Origin of the sequence: Pseudomonas sp., from assembly GCF_030698175.1 — a bacterium.
Taxonomy (GTDB): domain Bacteria; phylum Pseudomonadota; class Gammaproteobacteria; order Pseudomonadales; family Pseudomonadaceae; genus Aquipseudomonas.
Genome location: NZ_JAUYNT010000029.1, coordinates 394,788 through 413,236 on the forward strand (window position 1 = coordinate 394,788; position 18,449 = coordinate 413,236).

The 18,449-nt window shown below is 57.9% G+C and carries 15 protein-coding genes; 7 read left to right on the plus strand and 8 right to left on the minus strand.

The window, feature by feature from the left end:
* Positions 1-3: 3 nt before the first annotated feature.
* The 7 genes from lpdA to sdhC form a co-directional block, all read right to left on the minus strand.
* Positions 4-1,440 carry a dihydrolipoyl dehydrogenase gene (gene lpdA / locus Q8R10_RS17115; protein ID WP_305655055.1) on the minus strand — a complete coding sequence of 479 codons (1,437 nt, stop codon included), beginning with the start codon at positions 1,438-1,440 and terminating at the stop codon, positions 4-6.
* Positions 1,441-1,503: 63 nt separating this feature from the next.
* Positions 1,504-2,712 (minus strand): 2-oxoglutarate dehydrogenase complex dihydrolipoyllysine-residue succinyltransferase, encoded by a 1,209-nt coding sequence (gene odhB / locus Q8R10_RS17120; protein WP_305655056.1) that lies wholly within the window; start codon positions 2,710-2,712, stop codon positions 1,504-1,506.
* A gap of 42 nt (positions 2,713-2,754) precedes the next feature.
* The gene (locus Q8R10_RS17125) at positions 2,755-5,586 is read right to left on the minus strand and encodes a 2-oxoglutarate dehydrogenase E1 component (protein WP_305655057.1); all 2,832 of its coding nucleotides are present in this window, start codon (positions 5,584-5,586) and stop codon (positions 2,755-2,757) included.
* A 252-nt stretch (positions 5,587-5,838) separates the two neighbouring features.
* A complete protein-coding gene (locus Q8R10_RS17130) occupies positions 5,839-6,543 on the minus strand; it encodes a succinate dehydrogenase iron-sulfur subunit (protein WP_305655058.1) in 705 nt (234 codons plus the stop codon).
* Between the two features lie 11 nt (positions 6,544-6,554).
* The gene (gene sdhA / locus Q8R10_RS17135) at positions 6,555-8,327 is read right to left on the minus strand and encodes a succinate dehydrogenase flavoprotein subunit (RefSeq protein ID WP_305655059.1); all 1,773 of its coding nucleotides are present in this window, start codon (positions 8,325-8,327) and stop codon (positions 6,555-6,557) included.
* A gap of 3 nt (positions 8,328-8,330) precedes the next feature.
* Positions 8,331-8,699: a succinate dehydrogenase, hydrophobic membrane anchor protein gene (gene sdhD / locus Q8R10_RS17140; protein ID WP_305655060.1), complete on the minus strand. Its 369-nt coding sequence runs from the start codon at positions 8,697-8,699 to the stop codon at positions 8,331-8,333.
* Positions 8,693-9,067 (minus strand): succinate dehydrogenase, cytochrome b556 subunit, encoded by a 375-nt coding sequence (gene sdhC / locus Q8R10_RS17145; protein ID WP_305655061.1) that lies wholly within the window; start codon positions 9,065-9,067, stop codon positions 8,693-8,695. Before sdhC ends, sdhD begins: the two co-directional genes overlap by 7 nt.
* Before the next feature lie 361 nt (positions 9,068-9,428).
* On the opposite strand from sdhC, the gene gltA reads away from it, so the two are divergent.
* On the plus strand, positions 9,429-10,715 hold the full coding sequence (gltA, locus tag Q8R10_RS17150) for a citrate synthase (protein ID WP_305655147.1): 1,287 nt from the start codon (positions 9,429-9,431) through the stop codon (positions 10,713-10,715).
* 135 nt (positions 10,716-10,850) lie between these two features.
* Here the strand turns inward: gltA and Q8R10_RS17155 are convergent, their stop codons facing one another.
* Positions 10,851-11,795: a LysR family transcriptional regulator gene (locus Q8R10_RS17155; RefSeq protein ID WP_305655062.1), complete on the minus strand. Its 945-nt coding sequence runs from the start codon at positions 11,793-11,795 to the stop codon at positions 10,851-10,853.
* A 124-nt stretch (positions 11,796-11,919) separates the two neighbouring features.
* Between Q8R10_RS17155 and Q8R10_RS17160 the strand changes: the two genes are divergently transcribed.
* The 6 genes from Q8R10_RS17160 (at position 11,920) to Q8R10_RS17185 (ending at position 18,439) form a co-directional block, all read left to right on the plus strand.
* Positions 11,920-12,519, plus strand: coding sequence for a short chain dehydrogenase (locus Q8R10_RS17160; protein WP_305655063.1), 600 nt, complete (start codon positions 11,920-11,922; stop codon positions 12,517-12,519).
* A gap of 267 nt (positions 12,520-12,786) precedes the next feature.
* On the plus strand, positions 12,787-13,458 hold the full coding sequence (locus Q8R10_RS17165) for a COG3650 family protein (RefSeq protein WP_305655148.1): 672 nt from the start codon (positions 12,787-12,789) through the stop codon (positions 13,456-13,458).
* A 61-nt stretch (positions 13,459-13,519) separates the two neighbouring features.
* Positions 13,520-14,518 carry a type I glyceraldehyde-3-phosphate dehydrogenase gene (gap, locus tag Q8R10_RS17170; protein WP_305655064.1) on the plus strand — a complete coding sequence of 333 codons (999 nt, stop codon included), beginning with the start codon at positions 13,520-13,522 and terminating at the stop codon, positions 14,516-14,518.
* Between the two features lie 94 nt (positions 14,519-14,612).
* On the plus strand, positions 14,613-15,395 hold the full coding sequence (locus Q8R10_RS17175) for an endo alpha-1,4 polygalactosaminidase (protein ID WP_305655065.1): 783 nt from the start codon (positions 14,613-14,615) through the stop codon (positions 15,393-15,395).
* 443 nt (positions 15,396-15,838) lie between these two features.
* Entirely contained in the window at positions 15,839-17,461 is a 1,623-nt protein-coding gene (locus Q8R10_RS17180) for an NAD(P)/FAD-dependent oxidoreductase (RefSeq protein ID WP_305655066.1), read from the plus strand.
* A 75-nt stretch (positions 17,462-17,536) separates the two neighbouring features.
* Positions 17,537-18,439 carry a Dyp-type peroxidase gene (locus tag Q8R10_RS17185; RefSeq protein WP_305655067.1) on the plus strand — a complete coding sequence of 301 codons (903 nt, stop codon included), beginning with the start codon at positions 17,537-17,539 and terminating at the stop codon, positions 18,437-18,439.
* The last annotated feature ends 10 nt before the right edge of the window (positions 18,440-18,449 follow it).

Sequence of the window (18,449 nt, forward strand, 5' to 3'; positions counted from 1 at the left end):
CAATTAACGTTTTTTACGGTTGGCCATATGAATGGCGTGGCCATTCACCGCCAGAGCAGCTTCGTGCAAGGCTTCCGACAAGGTTGGATGGGAGAAAACCATCATGCCTAAGTCTTCGGCGCTGGTACCAAACTCCATACCAATTGCACCCTGCTGCACCAGTTCGGCAGCGCTCGGGCCAATCACGTGCACACCCAAAACGCGGTCGGTTTTGGCGTCGGCAATTACTTTGACAAAACCGGCAGTATCGTTGGCCGCCATTGCCCGGCCACTGGCCGCGAATGGGAAGGTGCCGACGTTGATTTCAACGCCTTCAGCCTTCAGGGCTTGTTCGGTTTTGCCTACCCACGCGATCTCCGGATGGGTGTAGATCACGCCAGGAATCAGGTCGTAGTTCATCTGCGCTTTGTGCCCGGCGATACGCTCGGCAACCATTACGCCTTCTTCTGAAGCCTTGTGCGCCAACATTGGCCCACGCACCACGTCGCCGATTGCATATACGCCTGGAACGCTGGTGGCGCAGTAATCATCAACAAAGATGAAACCACGCTCATCCAGAGTTACGCCGCTGTCGCTGGCGAGCAAGTCTTGCGTCACTGGACGACGGCCAACCGCCACAATCAGCTTATCAAAGGTCAGCTTTTGCTCGCCTTCAGCGTCGATAAAGCTAACGATGACTTGCTTCTTCTTCACTTCCGAGCCGGTAACCCGGGCGCCCAAGCGAATGTTCAAGCCTTGCTTGGTCAGAATCTTCAAGGCTTCTTTGGCGATCTGATCATCGGCCGATGGCAGGAACTTGTCTTGCGCCTCCAGCACCACCACTTCAGCGCCCAAACGGGCCCACACCGAACCCAACTCCAGGCCAATAACGCCGGCACCAATTACCCCGAGTTTCTTCGGTACTGACTGGAAATCCAACGCACCAGTGGAGTCGACCACGGTGTCGTGGTTAACCGGCGCCGGTGGAATATCGATAGGCCGCGAGCCCGAGGCGATGATGATGTTGGCGGCTTCAACTACTTGGGTTTTGCCATCGGAACCGGTAATTTCAACTTGTTTGCCCGCCAACAGCTTGCCGTGACCTTCCAGCAGGGTCACGCCATTGGCTTTCAACAGGGTGCTTACACCACCGGTGAGGTTTTTCACGATGCTATTTTTGCGCGCAACCATGGCGGGCACATCCATAGTCACGCCGGTGGCCTCGATGCCGTGAATGGCAAAACCAACGTGGGCTTCGTGATACTTATACGAGCTATCCAACAATGCCTTCGATGGAATACAACCGACGTTCAGGCAGGTACCACCGAGGGCAACTTTGCCGTCTTTGTCTTGATAACGTTCGATACAGGCGGTTTTGAGACCCAGTTGCGCGGCCTTGATGGCAGCCACATAGCCGCCGGGACCGGCACCTATCACTACCACGTCGAATTTCTGCGTCATAACTCTTTCCTTCTCGGGTAAAACCAGGCGGTCTCTGGTGGAGGCCGCCGACAAAGAACTGGCTTAGATATCCAGCAGCAAACGCGCCGGATCTTCCAGCAAGTTCTTGATGGTGACCAGGAAGGTCACGGCTTCCTTGCCATCAATCAAACGGTGATCGTAGGACAGCGCCAGGTACATCATTGGCCGGATAACCACCTGACCATTGATCGCCATTGGCCGCTGCAGAATGTTGTGCATGCCCAAGATCGCTGCTTGCGGCGGGTTAACAATCGGCGTCGACATCATCGAGCCGAAAGTACCACCGTTGGTGATGGTGAAGGTGCCGCCAGTCATGTCGTCCATCGACAGCTTACCGTCGCGGGCCTTCTTGCCGAAGGTGGCGATGCCGCCTTCGATTTCAGCCAGGCTCATGAGTTCTGCGTTACGCAGCACCGGAACCACCAGGCCACGGTCGCTGGACACGGCAACACCCACGTCGGCGTAACCGTGGTAAACGATGTCGGTACCGTCGATCGAAGCGTTGACCGCCGGGAAGCGTTTCAGCGCTTCGGTGGTCGCCTTCACGAAGAACGACATAAAGCCCAGGCGTACGCCGTTATGGGATTTCTCGAACAGGTCCTTGTACTTCGAACGCAGGGCCATGACTTCGGTCATGTCGACTTCGTTAAAGGTGGTCAGCATCGCCATGTTCGATTGAGCTTCAACCAGACGCTTGGCAACGGTAGCCCGCACGCGGGTCATGGGAACGCGTTTTTCGACCCGTTCACCGGCCGCCGTTTGCACCACGGCAACGGTTGCAGCAACTGGTTTAGCCACCGCAACAGGGGCGGCTTTTTTCGCGGCAATGGCGGCAACCACGTCTTCTTTGGTCACCCGGCCATCTTTGCCGGTGGTGGCGATAAGGCTCATGTCGATGCCGTTTTCTTCGGCCAATTTACGTGCAGCAGGTGCTGCCAGCAGCTCAGCCGAAGTGCTCGGGGCTGCGGCTTGCGCGGCAACCAGCGGCGCGGCGACCGAAGTTGAGCCAACGGCACCGGCTTCAACCAAAGCAATCAGCTCTGCGGAGAGCACGGTGTCGCCTTCATTTTTCAGCACTTTAACCAACACACCGTCCGCCGGCGCAACCACTTCCAAAACCACTTTATCGGTTTCGATATCAACCAGCAGCTCATCGCGCTTAACAACATCGCCCGGCTGCTTGTGCCAAGTGGCTACGGTGCCGTCGGCAATCGACTCGGGGAAAGTGGGGGCTTTAATTTCGATAGCCATTGTGTGTAATTCCTTAAATTCGGTTCGTTCTGGACGAGGGCGTTAAACAGTAAAAGCGTCTTGCAACAGTTTGGCCTGCTGCTCCGCGTGCATCGAGGCATAACCACAGGCCGGTGCTGCCGAGCCCTCACGGCCGGCGTACTCAAGAAACAAGGTTTTCTTGTGCGCAGTGGCGATCCGCCGCATGTGATGCTGACTGCAATACCAAGCGCCCTGGTTCATTGGCTCTTCCTGACACCAAACAATGTGCTTGAGGTTTTTGTAGGGCGCTAAGACTTCCGCCAAATCCTCTTCCGGGAACGGATACAGCTGCTCCAAACGGACGATAGCGATGTCTTCGCGGCCTTCGTTGCGGCGTTTTTCCAGCAAGTCGTAATAGACCTTGCCGCTGCACAGCACGACCCGCTCGACCTTCTTCGCGTCATGCGGATCAGTCTCACCTATTACTGTCTGGAACGAACCTTCGGCCAACTCCTCCAGTGTCGAGATAGCCATCTTATGCCGCAGCAACGATTTAGGCGTCAATGCGACCAAAGGCTTACGCAGCGGGCGAATCACCTGGCGACGCAGCATATGGTAGACCTGCGCCGGGGTGGTTGGCACACACACCTGAATGTTGTGCTCGGCGCATAGCTGCAAGTAACGCTCAAGGCGTGCCGATGAGTGCTCTGGCCCCTGCCCTTCATAACCGTGTGGCAGCAACATGGTCAGACCGCACAAACGGCCCCACTTGTGCTCACCACTGGTGATGAACTGATCGACCACCACCTGGGCACCGTTGGCAAAGTCGCCGAACTGCGCCTCCCAAATCACCAAGGCATTCGGCGTGGTGGTTGAGTAACCGTACTCAAAGGCCAGCACGGCCTCCTCCGACAGCAGCGAGTCATACAGATCGAAGCGGGGTTGATCTTTGAACAGGTGCTGCAAGGCGATATGGGTCGAGCCATCCTTCTGGTTGTGCAGCGCCGCGTGACGGTGCGAGAAGGTGCCACGGCCAACATCCTGACCGGTTAAGCGGATTGAATGGCCTTCGAACAACAGGGTCGCGTAGGCCAAAGTTTCGGCGTAACCCCAGTTGATCGGCAAGGCGCCGGCGGTCATTTTTTGCCGGTCTTCGAGGATCTTCGAGACCTGTCGCTGAACGATAAAACCGTCCGGAATTTCCAGCAGCTTAGCCGCCAGTTCCTGCAGGGTTTTCAGCTCAAAGCGGGTGTCATGCCGGGCATTCCAGGCGTGACCCAGGTACGGGCGCCAATCGACGAACAGCTCGCTATTGGGCTCTTTAACCAGGCTTTTAACCACGTGCAAGCCGTTATCCAGCGCGTTGCGGTATTCATCCACCTTGGCCTGTACGCTCTCGTTATCGAGGCTGCCAAACTGAACCAATGTTTCGGCATACAACTCGCGCGTGGTCCGCTGCTTAACGATCTGCTGATACATGATTGGCTGGGTGCCATTCGGCTCATCAGCCTCGTTATGCCCGCGGCGGCGGTAGCAAACCAGGTCAAGCACCACGTCACGCTTGAACTGCATGCGGTAATCGACTGCCAGTTGCGTGACAAACAACACGGCTTCCGGATCATCACCATTAACATGCAAAATCGGCGCTTGAATCATCTTGGCAACGTCCGTGCAGTACTCGGTGGAGCGCGAGTCTTCCGGGTTGCTGATGGTGAAGCCGACTTGGTTGTTGATGACGATATGGATGGTGCCGCCCGTTTTAAAACCACGGGTCTGCGACATCTGGAAGGTTTCCATCACCACGCCTTGACCGGCAAACGCCGCGTCACCGTGCAGCGATACCGGCAGTACCATGTCACCGGTGGCATCCAGACGGCGATCCTGTCGAGCGCGTACCGAGCCCTCAACCACGGGTGAGACAATTTCCAAGTGGGATGGGTTAAACGCCATCGCCAAGTGGACTTCGCCGCCACTGGTCATCACATTGGAGGAGAAACCCTGGTGATATTTGACGTCGCCGGAGCCAAGCTCGGCTTTCTTCTTGCCTTCAAACTCGTCAAATAAATCCCGCGGATTCTTGCCGAAGGTGTTCACCAGCACGTTTAAACGGCCACGGTGGGCCATGCCGATGATGATCTCTTTAGTGCCGTAGGAGCCCGAACGCTGGATCACTTCATCGAGCATCGGGATCAAGCTCTCGGCGCCTTCCAAACCAAAGCGTTTGGTGCCCGGGTACTTGGTGCCGAGGTATTTTTCCAAACCTTCAGCAGCCGTTAAGCGCTCAAGTAAATGGCTCTGCACCTCAGCGGAAATCTGTGGTCGGCCGCGCACGCTTTCGAGGCGCTGCTGAAACCACTTACGCTGCTCGGAGTCGACGATATGGGTAAATTCAGCGCCGATGGTTTGGCAATAGGTTTGCCGTAACGCATCGTGAATCTCGCGCAAGCTCGCTTCTTCTTTACCGATACACAGCCCGCCAGTATGGAAGGTGGTATCCAGATCGGCGGCGGTCAGACCGTAATGATTAATCGACAAATCATCGGGTGCGGTGCGGTGCCATAAGCCTAAAGGGTCAAGCGTTGCGGCTTGGTGCCCGCGCATGCGGTAAGCCTGAATCAGCCGCAGGACTTCTACCTGCTTCTTTTCATGCTCAGAGCTTACGCTGCCAGCAGACACCGGTTGGGCGCGGCGCTGGTTTTTGGCCAATAGAACGAAGTGATCGCGCACGGTTGAGTGCGAAACGTCGGTGACAGAACTGCCGTCAGCCGGCAACTTCTGGAAATAGGTGCGCCATTCATCTGGCACAGCGTTAGGATCGTGCAGGTAAAGCTCATAGAGCTCTTCCACGTAGGCAGCATTACCACCGGATAGGTGGGCACTGTCCCACATGCGCTGCATCACGCTTTCTTGCATGCTCGGTCACCCTCGGTAAGGGGACACCATCGGCGTAGATACGCAGCACGGCACAAACTTAGGCCTAGAGTAGCGACTAGGTAAGAGCCACCACGGATCCTGCAGATAGTCCGGGTACCAGCCCGGATGCCCCTGCTGGTCGTCATATTTTCGACATATAAAAGCGCGGCTTTGTGAGCTGCGCTCTCTTTAAACCACGGTCTGAAAGTAACCCCAGAGCCGTGGTGTGTTGCGGTTAAAACCAAACAATAATCAGGTAGCCGACTGCAGCAACATGTTGCGAATGTGGCCGATTGCCTTGGTCGGATTAAGACCTTTAGGGCAAACGCTGACGCAGTTCATGATGCCGCGGCAACGAAACACACTAAACGGATCGTCTAAAGCAGCCAGACGCTCGGCAGTTTTGGTGTCGCGACTGTCGGCCAAAAAGCGATAAGCCTGCAGCAACGCCGCTGGACCGAGGAACTTGTCCGGATTCCACCAGAAGGACGGGCAAGAAGTCGAACAGCACGCGCACAGAATGCACTCGTACAGACCATCGATCTTTTCCCGCTCTTCGGGCGATTGCAGACGTTCAATGCCGGGCGCCGGCGTATCGTTCTGCAAGAACGGCTGCACCTTCTCGTATTGCTTGTAGAAGATGCTCATATCAACTGCGAGGTCACGAATAACCGGCAAACCCGGCAGCGGACGCACGACTAATTTGTTGCCTTTAACCACGGCCGACAATGGCGTGACGCAAGCCAGCGCATTTTTACCGTTGATATTCATGCCGTCGGAGCCACAAACACCCTCACGGCAGGAGCGACGATAGGAGAAACCTTCGTCTTGTTCCTTAACCAGCGCCAGCACGTCCAGCACCATCAGGTCTTTACCACCGGTATCGACTTGAAAATCCTGCATAAAGGGTGCGGCGTCTTGATCCGGGTTGTAGCGATAAACACTAACTAACAACATTGCGGCCACCCTTAATAAGTCCGAATCATCGGTTCAAACACCGGCACGGTCTTCGGTGCGAAGTTGACCGCACGTTTGCTCACGCGCTTCTCGCCAGGGAAGTACAGCGAGTGGCAGAGCCAGTTTTCGTCATCGCGATCTTCGAAGTCTTCACGAGCGTGGGCACCGCGGGATTCTTTACGAACCTCGGCAGCAATGGCTGTGGCTTCAGCCACTTCCAGCAGGTTTTGCAACTCCAGCGCTTCGATCCGCGCGGTGTTGAATGCCTGGCTCTTGTCGTTGATTTTGACGTTAGCGATGCGTTCACGCAGACCCGCCAACTGGGCGATACCTTTTTGCATGTATTCGCCGGTGCGGAACACGCCGAAGTAGTTCTGCATGCAGCTTTGCAGTTCTTTACGCAGCGATGCCACGTCTTCACCGGTGGTACGGGTGTTCAGACCGTTCAAACGAGCCATGGCTTCGTCGATATCGGTGGTGCTGGCAGCACGCTGATCAACGCCTTCGCGCAGGGATTTTTCCAAGTGCAGACCCGCCGCACGGCCGAATACCACCAAGTCGAGCAACGAGTTGCCGCCCAGACGGTTAGCGCCGTGGACCGACACGCAAGCCACTTCGCCAACGGCAAACAGACCGTCGATGATTTTATCGTTGCCGTTAGCATCTTGAGTGATGGCCTGACCATGAATGTTGGTCGGCACGCCGCCCATCATATAGTGGCAAGTCGGCACTACAGGTACCGGCGCGGTCACTGGGTCGACGTGGGCGAAGGTCTTCGACAGCTCGCAGATACCTGGCAGGCGGCTGTGCAGCACGTCTTCGCCCAAGTGATCGAGCTTCAACAGCACATGGTCGCCGTCTGGGCCACAGCCGTTACCGGCGATGATTTCTTTGACCATCGAACGAGCAACCACATCGCGACCGGCCAAGTCTTTGGCGTTTGGCGCGTAACGCTCCATAAAACGCTCGCCGTGCTTGTTGATCAGATAGCCGCCTTCACCGCGGCAACCTTCAGTAACCAGCACGCCAGCCCCGGCGATGCCGGTTGGGTGGAACTGCCACATTTCGATGTCTTGCACCGGCACGCCAGCGCGCAAGGCCATGCCAATACCGTCGCCGGTGTTAATCAAGGCGTTGGTAGTTGACGAGTAGATGCGACCCGCACCACCGGTGGCCAAAACAGTGGCCTTGGAGCGAATAAAGGAGGTTTCACCAGTCTCAATGCAGATGGCGATGATGCCAACGAAGACGCCATCCTGATTCTTCACCAGATCAACCGCGTACCACTCGTTGAGGAATACGGTGTTGGCTTTCAGGTTGGCTTGATACAGGGTGTGCAGCAGTGCGTGACCAGTACGGTCGGCAGCGGCGCAGGTACGGGCAGCTTGCCCCCCCTTGCCATAGTCTTTCGACTGACCACCGAACGGGCGCTGGTAGATGCGGCCCTGCTCGGTACGCGAGAATGGCAGGCCCATGTGTTCAAGCTCGAACACCGCTTCTGGACCAACCGAACACATGTATTCGATGGCGTCCTGGTCGCCGATATAGTCGGAACCCTTGACGGTGTCGTACATGTGCCAGCGCCAGTCGTCTTGTGGATCAGCCGAGGCGATGGCGCAGGTGATGCCACCTTGAGCCGAAACAGTGTGCGAACGGGTTGGAAATACTTTGGTGACTACAGCGGTCTTATGGCCGCCTTGAGCCAGTTGCAGTGCGGCGCGCATGCCAGCACCACCGCCGCCAACAATGATGGCGTCGAAGGAAAGCGTACTTATGTTAGCCATGACTCAGATACCCCAAAGAATCTGCACACCCCAAACAAAGAACGTAAACATGGCAACGCCACACGTTCCTTGAAAGAGAAACCGTACAACAGTCGCCCACTTACCCAGCGCCATCGGCGTCAGGTAGTCGGTGGAAATTGTCCACATGCCAACCCAGGCGTGCACACCAAGTGCCACCAAAGCCAACAGACTGAAAATACGCATAGAAGTGTGGGCGAACAGACCATGCCAATCGGCGTAGCTCAAGCCGGGATTAGCCAGCAGAAACCCGATTAAGAACAGGAAGTAAGCTGCCAGAGCAACTGCAGAAACCCGCTGAGCCATCCAGTCATAGAGGCCTGAACGCGAGAAGTTCGTGACGTTAGTTACCATATCCACACCCCAGCCAGCACTATTATCACCGCAGAAACGGCGAGAACGATTTGCGAGCCCAGCTTGCCGCCTTCCAGCGTTTCACCGACACCCATGTCCATAATCAGATGGCGCAAACCGGCCACCAAGTGATACAGCAGAGCGGAGAGCAGACCCCAAATCACCAACTTGGCGAGTGGACTGGTCATACACGCTTTCACCTGCGCGAAGCCTTCCTCGGATGCCAGCGACTTGTCGAGCGCATAAAGCATTATCGCAAGTCCAACAAAGAGAATGACGCCTGAGGCGCGGTGAAGAATGGACGTGTAGGCAGTGATTGGGAGCTTAATCGTCCTAAGGTCTAAATTTACAGGTCGTTGGCTTTTCACGGCTTAGTTTCACACTGAGAGCCCCTAACAATCAGGGCAAAGTTGTCGGGAAGTGTGCAGGTCAGTTACCCACCACCCAGGGAGTGCCGACATCCAGAATGCAGGCGCTAAAGCCCCTGGCGGCCGGACGCCGAGTATAGACAGTCAAGATTGCAATGACAACGCAAACACCCACTCCGAACAGCGCATTGCGCTCACTGCAAAAATGCCGTAAATGGCGCTTTAAAACTTCGCAAAACAAGCCGCAAAGCCCTTGCCAGCTAGGTTCTAGCAAATTGACATTAGAATTTATGCCACTATAGTGGTGCGGGCCCTTCGTGGGGGGCAGTTGATGATTTTAAGCATAATTAGGAGGCCACACATGGCTGATAAAAAAGCGCAGTTGATCATCGAGGGCATGGCCCCCGTCGAACTGCCCGTTTTAACCGGCACCGTTGGTCCCGATGTAATTGACGTGCGCGGGCTCACCGCCACGGGCCGTTTTACGTTCGATCCTGGCTTTATGTCGACCGCCTCATGCGAATCCAAAATCACCTATATCGATGGTGATAAAGGCATTTTATTGCACCGCGGTTATCCAATCGAACAACTGGCCGATAAGTCAGATTATTTGGAAACGTGTTATCTGCTGCTAAACGGCGAACTGCCAAATGCAGCCGAAAAAGAGAAGTTTGTTAACACCGTTAAAAACCACACCATGGTGCACGAACAGTTGAAGTCGTTCTTCAACGGGTTTCGTCGCGACGCCCACCCAATGGCGATCATGTGTGGCGTAGTTGGCGCGCTGTCGGCGTTCTATCACGACTCGCTAGACATCAATAATGCTCAGCATCGTGAAATTTCGGCAGTCCGCTTGATTGCCAAGATGCCGACCATTGCCGCCATGGTTTATAAATATTCCATGGGTCAGCCGATGATGTATCCGCGTAATGACCTGAGCTATGCAGAGAACTTCCTGCATATGATGTTCAACACCCCGTGCGAGATCAAACCGATCAGCCCGGTGCTGGCCAAGGCCATGGATAAAATCTTTATCCTGCACGCCGACCACGAACAAAACGCCTCGACTTCGACCGTACGCTTGGCTGGCTCTTCTGGCGCCAACCCGTTCGCCTGTATCGCTGCCGGTATCGCTGCACTCTGGGGCCCAGCCCACGGCGGCGCTAACGAGGCCGTTTTGAGCATGCTCGACGAAATTGGTGATGTTTCCAATATCGAGAAGTACATCGCCAAAGCCAAAGACAAGAACGACCCGTTCAAGTTGATGGGCTTTGGTCACCGCGTTTACAAAAACTTCGATCCACGCGCCACGGTCATGAAAAAGACCTGCGACGAAGTGCTGGCTGAGCTAGGGATCAACGATCCAAAACTCGAACTGGCTATGAAGCTGGACGAAATTGCGCGTAACGATCCGTACTTCAAAGAGCGCAACCTGTATCCGAACGTCGATTTCTACTCGGGCATAATCCTGAAAGCCATCGGCATTCCAACCAGCATGTTCACCGTGATTTTTGCCATGTCGCGCACCGTTGGTTGGATCTCTCACTGGAAAGAAATGCTCTCCAGCCCGTACAAAATTGGCCGTCCACGCCAGCTTTACACCGGCTACCCACAGCGTGATATGTCCGCGCTGAAAGATCGCACATAAGGGTTGCGAGCAATAAAAAGGCTGCCGTTCAGGCAGCCTTTTTATTGGCTTTGAAACAATCCTAGATCGCGTAAATTTCAGACCCTGCACGGGTTACTGGCTGGATGCAAAACCCAGTTAAAACAGCGCCAAGCGCTACTGTACGGCGCCGCTCACACCGCCATCCATAACCCCCAAGCCTTGCAACACCTCGCCACTGCTGCGAAACCACTGCACTAAATAGTCGGCCAGCACCTGGGTGCGCTTGGGTAAGCCGCCCTGATAGGGGTGGACCAAAAAGGTTGGCATGCTGCGGGTCTGGTAGTCGCGCAGCAGCCAGCGCAAGCGCCCATCGGCCAACTCCGCGTGCAACATATAGGACGGCAACCGGGCGATACCGGCGCCGGCCAGCGCCGCATTTTTCAGCAAGCTGTAGTGATTACTGGCCAAGGGGCCGGCGACTTTCACCCGGCTGAGCTGGTGCTGACGGTGGTAGAGCCATTCTTCCGGGCCTCGGTAATGGCTGTTCACCAGGCAACTGTGGGCACTTAACTCCTCTGGGCTGTGTGGCTCGCCATGCTGGGCGAGATAAGCGAGGCTCGCGCAAGTCAGTTCCTGCATGGCAAACAGCGGCGTGGCCACCAGGCGCGCATCGCTGTCCACGCCACTGCGAATGGCCAGATCGAAACCGTCGGCGATCATGTCGCGGTAATCGTTATTCAGATCCAGCTCGACACGCACCTGGGGATACTGCTGGACAAAGGTCAGCAGCAATCCATCGAAAAAGCTCTCCCCCAGCGACACCGGCAGGGTGATGCGCACCGTGCCGCTGACCTCCTCTTGCAACCGTGCCAGGGTTTGCCGCGCCCGTTGCGCCTGCACCAACAATGCCTGCGCTTCCGGCAACAAGGCGTTGCCGGCGCTGGTCAGGGTCAAACTGCGGGTGCTGCGCTGCAGCAGCGTCACGCCTAAACCTTGCTCCAACAAGCGCATTCGCTTGGACAATTGCCCCTTGCTGCAACCTAGGCGCGCGGCGGCGTGGGTAATACTGCCGACTTCCAGCAGTACGGCAAAGGCAGCCAGATCATCAATTTCGCTCATAGCACTCGCCCATGATTGTTTCCTATTGGAAACCAAAGGTTTCCCATTAGCCGGCTTATCAACGCCAATCATGCCTCTACACTGGAGCCATCAACAACCCCACCCCATCTTCAGGAGCAACTCCATGAAAATTATTTTGATCGGCGCCAGCGGCACTCTCGGCAGCGCCATCGACCAGCAATTACAAGAACGCCATGAAATCCTTCGCGTCGGCCACAGCCGCGGCGAGCTGCAGGTGGACATCACCGAGCCGGCCTCGATTCGCCGGCTGTTTGAGCAGACCGGTGCGTTCGATGCGCTGATCAGCGCCACCGGCAAACTGCACTTCGGCGCACTGGCCGAGATGACTGCCGAGCACTACGCCATCGGCCTGCAAGACAAACTGATGGGACAGGTCAATCTGGTCTTGATCGGCCGCGAGTTCGCCAACGACGGCGCCTCCTTTACCCTGACCTCCGGGGTGCTCAGCGACGATCCGATCCGCTACGGCAGCTCGGCCAGCATGGTCAACGCCGCCATCGATGGTTTCGTGCGTGGCGCCGCCATCGAGCTACCACGCGGCTTGCGGATCAACAGCGTCAGCCCAACCGTGGTTGAAGAATCCTTGCCCAGCTACGGCCCTTACTTCCGAGGTTTCAAGCCGGTAGCGGCCGCAATTGCGGCGCTGGCCTTCGCGAAAAGCGTCGAAGGTGCGCAAACCGGCCAGGTCTACCGGGCCTTTTAGCGGCGGCGCAACAACCGGCGAGCAGCCTGTCGGGCTTAGGCGTCCGTAGCGAGGGAAAGACCGGTTTGAGGCAATTTTTGCGCTCTTTTGAGGCGAATAGTCGCTCTCTTTAACGAAAAAGAGCGCGGAAAATGACCAAATCCGGCTTTTCCGCAGTAGGACAGTCCTAAGCCCGACAGGCTGCTAGGACGCAACCGGCACTTGAGCTAGGCGGTGGCGCCCGGTACCGTGGCGATCCTTTTCTGGAGAGCCACTATGCCCAGCGCCATGCCCAGCGTCCGTTTTCTACTCCTGGCCCTAGTGCCGGTGTTTGCCGGTTGCCAAATGTTCAGCGCAGAACCTGAGCCAGTCGTGGTGCCGGCCGTGCGCATGCAGGGTGAGTTGAGCGCCGTCGATAACCGCCTGCAGTTTCGCCCCTGTCAGGAACAACGCCGCTTTATTCTCGAAGACAGCGCCGGCACCGGCCTGCTGCAAGAGTCGGTGGCGCTGCTGAACGATGGCAAAGGCACGCTGTTTGCCGACCTGCAGGGCCAGTTGGTCGCCAGCAAGGTGCCGGGCAACGATGGGCAGATCAATCTGACGCGCCTGTACCGCATTCAAAACCAGGGTCAGAGCTGCAACGACCTTAACTTCAAGCGCCTGACCCTGCGCGCCAGCGGCCATGAGCCGGACTGGGTGATCAATGCCAACAGCAAAGGCCTGATTCTCGAGCGCCCAGGCCAAGAGCCGCTGGTACTGCCCTACCTGGAGGAGCAGCTGCCCGAGGGCCGCTTTAGCCTGAGCAGCGACGCCAACGGCCAGTACCTGGAGCTTTGGGTCGCACCGCAGCGCTGCGTCGACAGCATGAGCGGCGCCGTCCAGCACCTGAGCGCAGAGTTGCGCCTGGATGGCAAAGTAATGCGCGGCTGCGCGTATTACGGCGGCGCTCGCCAAGACTGACTTCCAGCAACTTCCCGGGGGCTGCCTATGCTAAGGCTTGGAGCCTTTCGGGAGATTGATCATGCTGCGCATTGCCATCAATGGTTACGGACGCATCGGTCGCGCGCTGGTGCGGGCGGTATTTGACCGCGGCCTGGAAACCAAGCTGCACATCGAAGCCATCAATGACCTGGGCGACTTTGCCAGCCTCGCCCACCTGACCCGTTTTGACTCTACCTTCGGCCGCTTCAAGGGCGCCGTCAGCCTGCACGATGACATTCTGCAGGTGAACGGCCAGTCGATACGCCTGCTGCACGAACGCGAAGTAATCAATCTGCCCTGGGACCGGCTCGGCGTTGACGTGGTGCTGGAGTGCACCGGCAAGCTGAAAAAACGCCTGCAAGTCGAGCAGCACCTGACCGCCGGCGCGCCGCGAGTGCTGCTCTCGCACCCGTTGGAAAACGCCGATCTGACCGTGGTCTATGGCGTCAATCATCAGCTGTTGGGTAACCAACAGATAGTCTCCAACGCCTCCTGCACCACCAACTGCCTGGCCCCGCTGGCGATGGTGCTGGACCAAGCGGTCGGCATTCGCCACGGTCTGATCACCACCGTACACGCCTACACCAACGACCAAAGCCTGCTCGATAAGAGCCACCATGACCTTTACCGAGCCCGCGCCGCCGCGCAATCGATGATCCCCACCAGCACCGGCGCGGCCAAGACCATCGGCCTGGTGCTGCCACGCCTGGCCGGCCGCCTGGACGGTTTGGCGATTCGGGTGCCAACTGCGAATGTCTCGCTGCTCGATCTAACCTTCAGCAGCGAGCGCCCGACCACTCGCGAGGCGATCAATGCCGGCCTGCAAGAAAGCGCCAAAAGCCTGCCCTTTGGCGTACTGGAATGTAACGAGCTGCCACTGGTGTCCTGCGACTTTAACGGCTACCCAAGCTCCTGCGTGGTCGACCTGAACCACACCCGCGTGCAAGGCGATCTGGTCAAGGTGCTGGCCTGGTACGACAACGAATGGGCCTTCGCCAATCGCATGCTGGATGTATTGCTGGCCTGGCTGCGACCTTGATCACACCCACCACAGCCCCCGTCAGTTTTAATCTCAACGCACAGCTGCCCGAGCAGCATGACCACTCAACTCACGTGCCTGACGGTGAACCATCATGAAATCCCAAAAACCTGTTTTCGCCCTGCTGGCCGGGATGCTGTTTTCGAGTTCAGCCTGCGCAGCGACAGCGCCGACATGGTGGCAACCGAAGCCAGGCACCAGCTGGCAAATCCAGTTGCAGGGCAGCATCAACACCAGCCATCGAGTACAGATGTACAACCTCGACTTGTACGATACGCCGCAATCCGTGATCAACACCCTGCACACGCGCGGCATCAAAGTGATTTGCTACTTCAGCGCGGGCACCTTTGAAGATTGGCGCAGTGATGCCAGCGCCTTTCCCCCCGACGTTTTGGGCAACCCGCTCGCCGACTGGCCGGGCGAACGCTGGCTGGATATTCGCCGTATCGATGTACTCGGGCCGATCATGGCCGCGCGCCTGGATCTGGCCAAAGCCAAGCACTGCGACGGCGTTGAGCCCGATAACGTCGATGGCTATACCAATACACCGGGCTTCCCGCTGACTGCCGAAAACCAGCTTTATTACAATAAATGGCTGGCGGAAAACGCCCACGCGCGCGGCTTAGCCGTGGGTTTGAAAAACGATCTAAACCAGATTGCCGAGCTGGTCCCACACTTTGACTTCGCCATCAATGAACAATGCGCCCAGTACCAGGAGTGCAACTTGCTCAGCCCCTTTATCGCGGCCAACAAACCGGTTTTCCAAATCGAATACCAAGGCAATAAAACCAAGGTCTGCGCCGCCGCAAACGCGATGAACTTTGATGCGCTGTATAAACGCCTGGACCTGAAGTCCTGGCGACTAGCCTGCCGCTAGCAGGCCGTTGAAAAACTACTGCGCTCGGCTATGCGGCGTTGAAATCAGCCTCACAACCAACGGTTGAACGCGCTTTAACGCGGCCCCGAAGGGGTGAGCAAAGCGAATCAAATGCTCATTTACGACCAGTAAACTGCGCTTTTGACTCGCTGCGCTCGCCCTATGGGCCAGCCTGCGGCTGTTACTACGCTTCGCTACGTTGCGGCTGTTTTCGCCTTGTGACCCACATGGATGTGGGAAATGCAGCTAGCCCGCAGGAACGGGCGTCGCACTAGCCGTCGCTCGCTACATTTTTCAACGGCCCGCTAGACGCTGGGCCGTGGCTGCGCAAGTTCGCAGCCATAGCCGGACGGTTTTCCAACAACTAGGAAGGGCATACCCCTTATAATCGCCGCCTTGCTCAACACTGCCGGGTTACCACCGGCCCACTCTGGATTATCGCCATGCTGCGCATTACCGAACTGAAACTGCCCATCGACCACGCCGAAGAAGCCCTGCGTCCGGCACTGCTGGCCAGGCTTGGGATTGAACCCGAGGAGCTGCTGGACTTCAGCCTGTTCAAGCGCAGCTACGATGCGCGCAAAAAATCCGCCGAGCTGTGCTTTATCTACACCATCGATTTCAGCGTGCGCGACGAGGCCGAGTTGCTGGCCAGGTTCGGCGACGACCGCCACCTCGGCCCGGCCCCCGACACCCGCTATCAACCCGTCGCCCAGGCACCGGCCGAGTTGAGCGAACGCCCGATTGTGGTGGGCTTTGGTCCCTGCGGGATTTTTGCCGGCCTGCTGCTGGCGCAAATGGGTTTCAAGCCGATCATCCTCGAGCGCGGCAAGTGCGTGCGTGAGCGGACCAAGGACACCTGGGGCCTGTGGCGCAAGAATGTGCTCAACCCTGAATCCAACGTGCAATTTGGCGAAGGCGGCGCCGGCACCTTCTCCGATGGCAAGCTCTACAGCCAGATCAAAGACCCCAAGCACCTGGGTCGCAAGGTGCTGCATGAGTTTGTCCTGGCCGGCTCGCCGGAGGAAATTCTCTACGTCAACAAACCCCATATCGGCACCTTCCGCCTGACTGGCGTGGTCGAGCATATGCGCCACCAGATCGAAGCCTTGGGCGGTGAAGTGCGCTTCGAGCAAAAAGTCACCGACCTGCTGCTGGACGGCGAGCAACTCTGCGGCGTGGAGCTGGCCGGCGGCGAACAGCTGCACAGCCGGCATGTGGTGCTGGCGCTGGGCCACAGCGCCCGCGACACCTTCCGCATGTTGCATGCCCGTGGCGTGTACATGGAGGCCAAGCCGTTCTCGGTGGGCTTTCGCATCGAGCACCCGCAATCCTTGATCGACCGCGCCCGTCTGGGCAAATTTGCCGGCCACCCGAAAATCGGCGCCGCCGACTACAAGTTGGTGCACCACGCCAAAAATGGCCGGGCGGTCTACAGCTTCTGCATGTGCCCGGGCGGCACCGTAGTGGCGGCCACCTCCGAGCCGAACAGGGTGGTCACCAATGGCATGAGCCAGTACTCGCGCAACGAGCGCAATGCCAACGCCGGCATCGTGGTCGGCATCACCCCTGAGCAGGACTTCCCCGGTGGCCCGCTGGCCGGCATCGAGCTGCAAGAGCGCCTGGAGTCCCACGCCTATGCACTGGGCGGCAGCACCTACGAGGCGCCGGCGCAATTGGTCGGCGACTTTATTGCCGGGCGCGCCTCCACTGCGATTGGCAGTGTCGAGCCCTCCTACAAACCCGGCGTACACCTGGTCGATTTGGCCAGCGCCTTGCCGGCGTTTGCCATCGAGGCGATCCGCGAAGCCTTGCCGGCCTTCGAAAAACAAATTCGCGGCTTTGCCATGCATGACGCGGTGCTCACCGGCATCGAAACCCGCACCTCCTCACCACTGCGCATCACCCGTGGCGACAACCTGCAGAGCCTCAACATCAAAGGCCTGTACCCGGCCGGTGAAGGCGCCGGTTATGCCGGCGGGATTCTCTCAGCTGGGGTGGATGGCGTGCGCATCGCCGAAGCCGTGGCGCTGGATATACTGGCGCAACAAACTGCCGCTGGTTAATCGCTTAATCATCCCGCCGCGCCACAAGCGCGGCGGCCAGCAATAGCCGACCAACAGGCCCGCCAAGGAGCTTCGATGAATAATGTACAGCCGGGCATACTGGCGCCCATCCCCAAGTTCGCCAGCTACCTGTTTTTCCATGCGCTGCCGAATGCCGGTCTGCCGGCGGCGTTGCAACGCCTGAGCCAATTGGCGGACGGCACGCGCGTCGTGGTCGGCCTGGGCCAATCGCTGGTGCTCGCCCTCGATCACGCCATCGACGGCCTGCATGATTTCCCCAGCTACGCCCTGCCCGGCTGCGACATGGCCGTGCCCGGCTGCGACATTCCAGCCACCCCCAGCGCCCTGTGTTGCTGGCTGCGTGAGGATGAGCGCGGCGAGCTGATTCACCTGACGCGCAAAATTGAGCAGGCCCTGGCCGGCGCCTTTGTGCTTGAGCAGCAAGTCGAGGCCTTCAAGTACAAAACCGGCCTGGATCTAACCGGCTATGAAGACGGCACCGAAAATCCGGTCGGGATGGCGGCGCTGACCGCAGCCATTGTTAAGGATCAAGGCGCGGGCCTGGATGGCGGCAGCTTTGTCGCCCTGCAGCAATGGTTGCATGACCTGCCTGCATTTGAGGCCATGTCCGACCAGGCCCAGGATCACGCCATCGGCCGGCGCAAAAGCGATAACGAAGAACTCGAGGAAGCCCCCGAGTCAGCCCACGTCAAGCGCACCGCCCAAGAAAGCTTCGAACCGGAAGCCTTCGTGTTGCGCCGCTCGATGCCCTGGGCCAGCGCCGGTCAAGCCGGTTTTATGTTCAGCGCCTTTGGCTGTTCGGTCGCAGCGTTCGAGGCGCAACTCAAGCGCATGGTCGGCGCTGAAGATGGCATTGTTGATGGCCTGTTCCAGTTCACCCGGCCGCTAACCGGCAGCTACTTCTGGTGCCCGCCGCTAAAAGACGGGAAGTTGGACCTGCGCGCCGTCGGTCTGTGAAACCTCTCTA

Coding starts and splice junctions, on each gene's coding strand:
- lpdA (WP_305655055.1), bottom strand. CDS start 1,440: ATGACGCAGAAATTCGACGTGGTAGTGATAGGTGCCGGTCCCGGCGGC.
- odhB (WP_305655056.1), bottom strand. CDS start 2,712: ATGGCTATCGAAATTAAAGCCCCCACTTTCCCCGAGTCGATTGCCGAC.
- Q8R10_RS17125 (WP_305655057.1), bottom strand. CDS start 5,586: ATGCAAGAAAGCGTGATGCAGCGCATGTGGGACAGTGCCCACCTATCC.
- Q8R10_RS17130 (WP_305655058.1), bottom strand. CDS start 6,543: ATGTTGTTAGTTAGTGTTTATCGCTACAACCCGGATCAAGACGCCGCA.
- sdhA (WP_305655059.1), bottom strand. CDS start 8,327: ATGGCTAACATAAGTACGCTTTCCTTCGACGCCATCATTGTTGGCGGC.
- sdhD (WP_305655060.1), bottom strand. CDS start 8,699: ATGGTAACTAACGTCACGAACTTCTCGCGTTCAGGCCTCTATGACTGG.
- gltA (WP_305655147.1), top strand. CDS start 9,429: ATGGCTGATAAAAAAGCGCAGTTGATCATCGAGGGCATGGCCCCCGTC.
- Q8R10_RS17155 (WP_305655062.1), bottom strand. CDS start 11,795: ATGAGCGAAATTGATGATCTGGCTGCCTTTGCCGTACTGCTGGAAGTC.
- Q8R10_RS17160 (WP_305655063.1), top strand. CDS start 11,920: ATGAAAATTATTTTGATCGGCGCCAGCGGCACTCTCGGCAGCGCCATC.
- Q8R10_RS17165 (WP_305655148.1), top strand. CDS start 12,787: ATGCCCAGCGTCCGTTTTCTACTCCTGGCCCTAGTGCCGGTGTTTGCC.
- gap (WP_305655064.1), top strand. CDS start 13,520: ATGCTGCGCATTGCCATCAATGGTTACGGACGCATCGGTCGCGCGCTG.
- Q8R10_RS17175 (WP_305655065.1), top strand. CDS start 14,613: ATGAAATCCCAAAAACCTGTTTTCGCCCTGCTGGCCGGGATGCTGTTT.
- Q8R10_RS17180 (WP_305655066.1), top strand. CDS start 15,839: ATGCTGCGCATTACCGAACTGAAACTGCCCATCGACCACGCCGAAGAA.
- Q8R10_RS17185 (WP_305655067.1), top strand. CDS start 17,537: ATGAATAATGTACAGCCGGGCATACTGGCGCCCATCCCCAAGTTCGCC.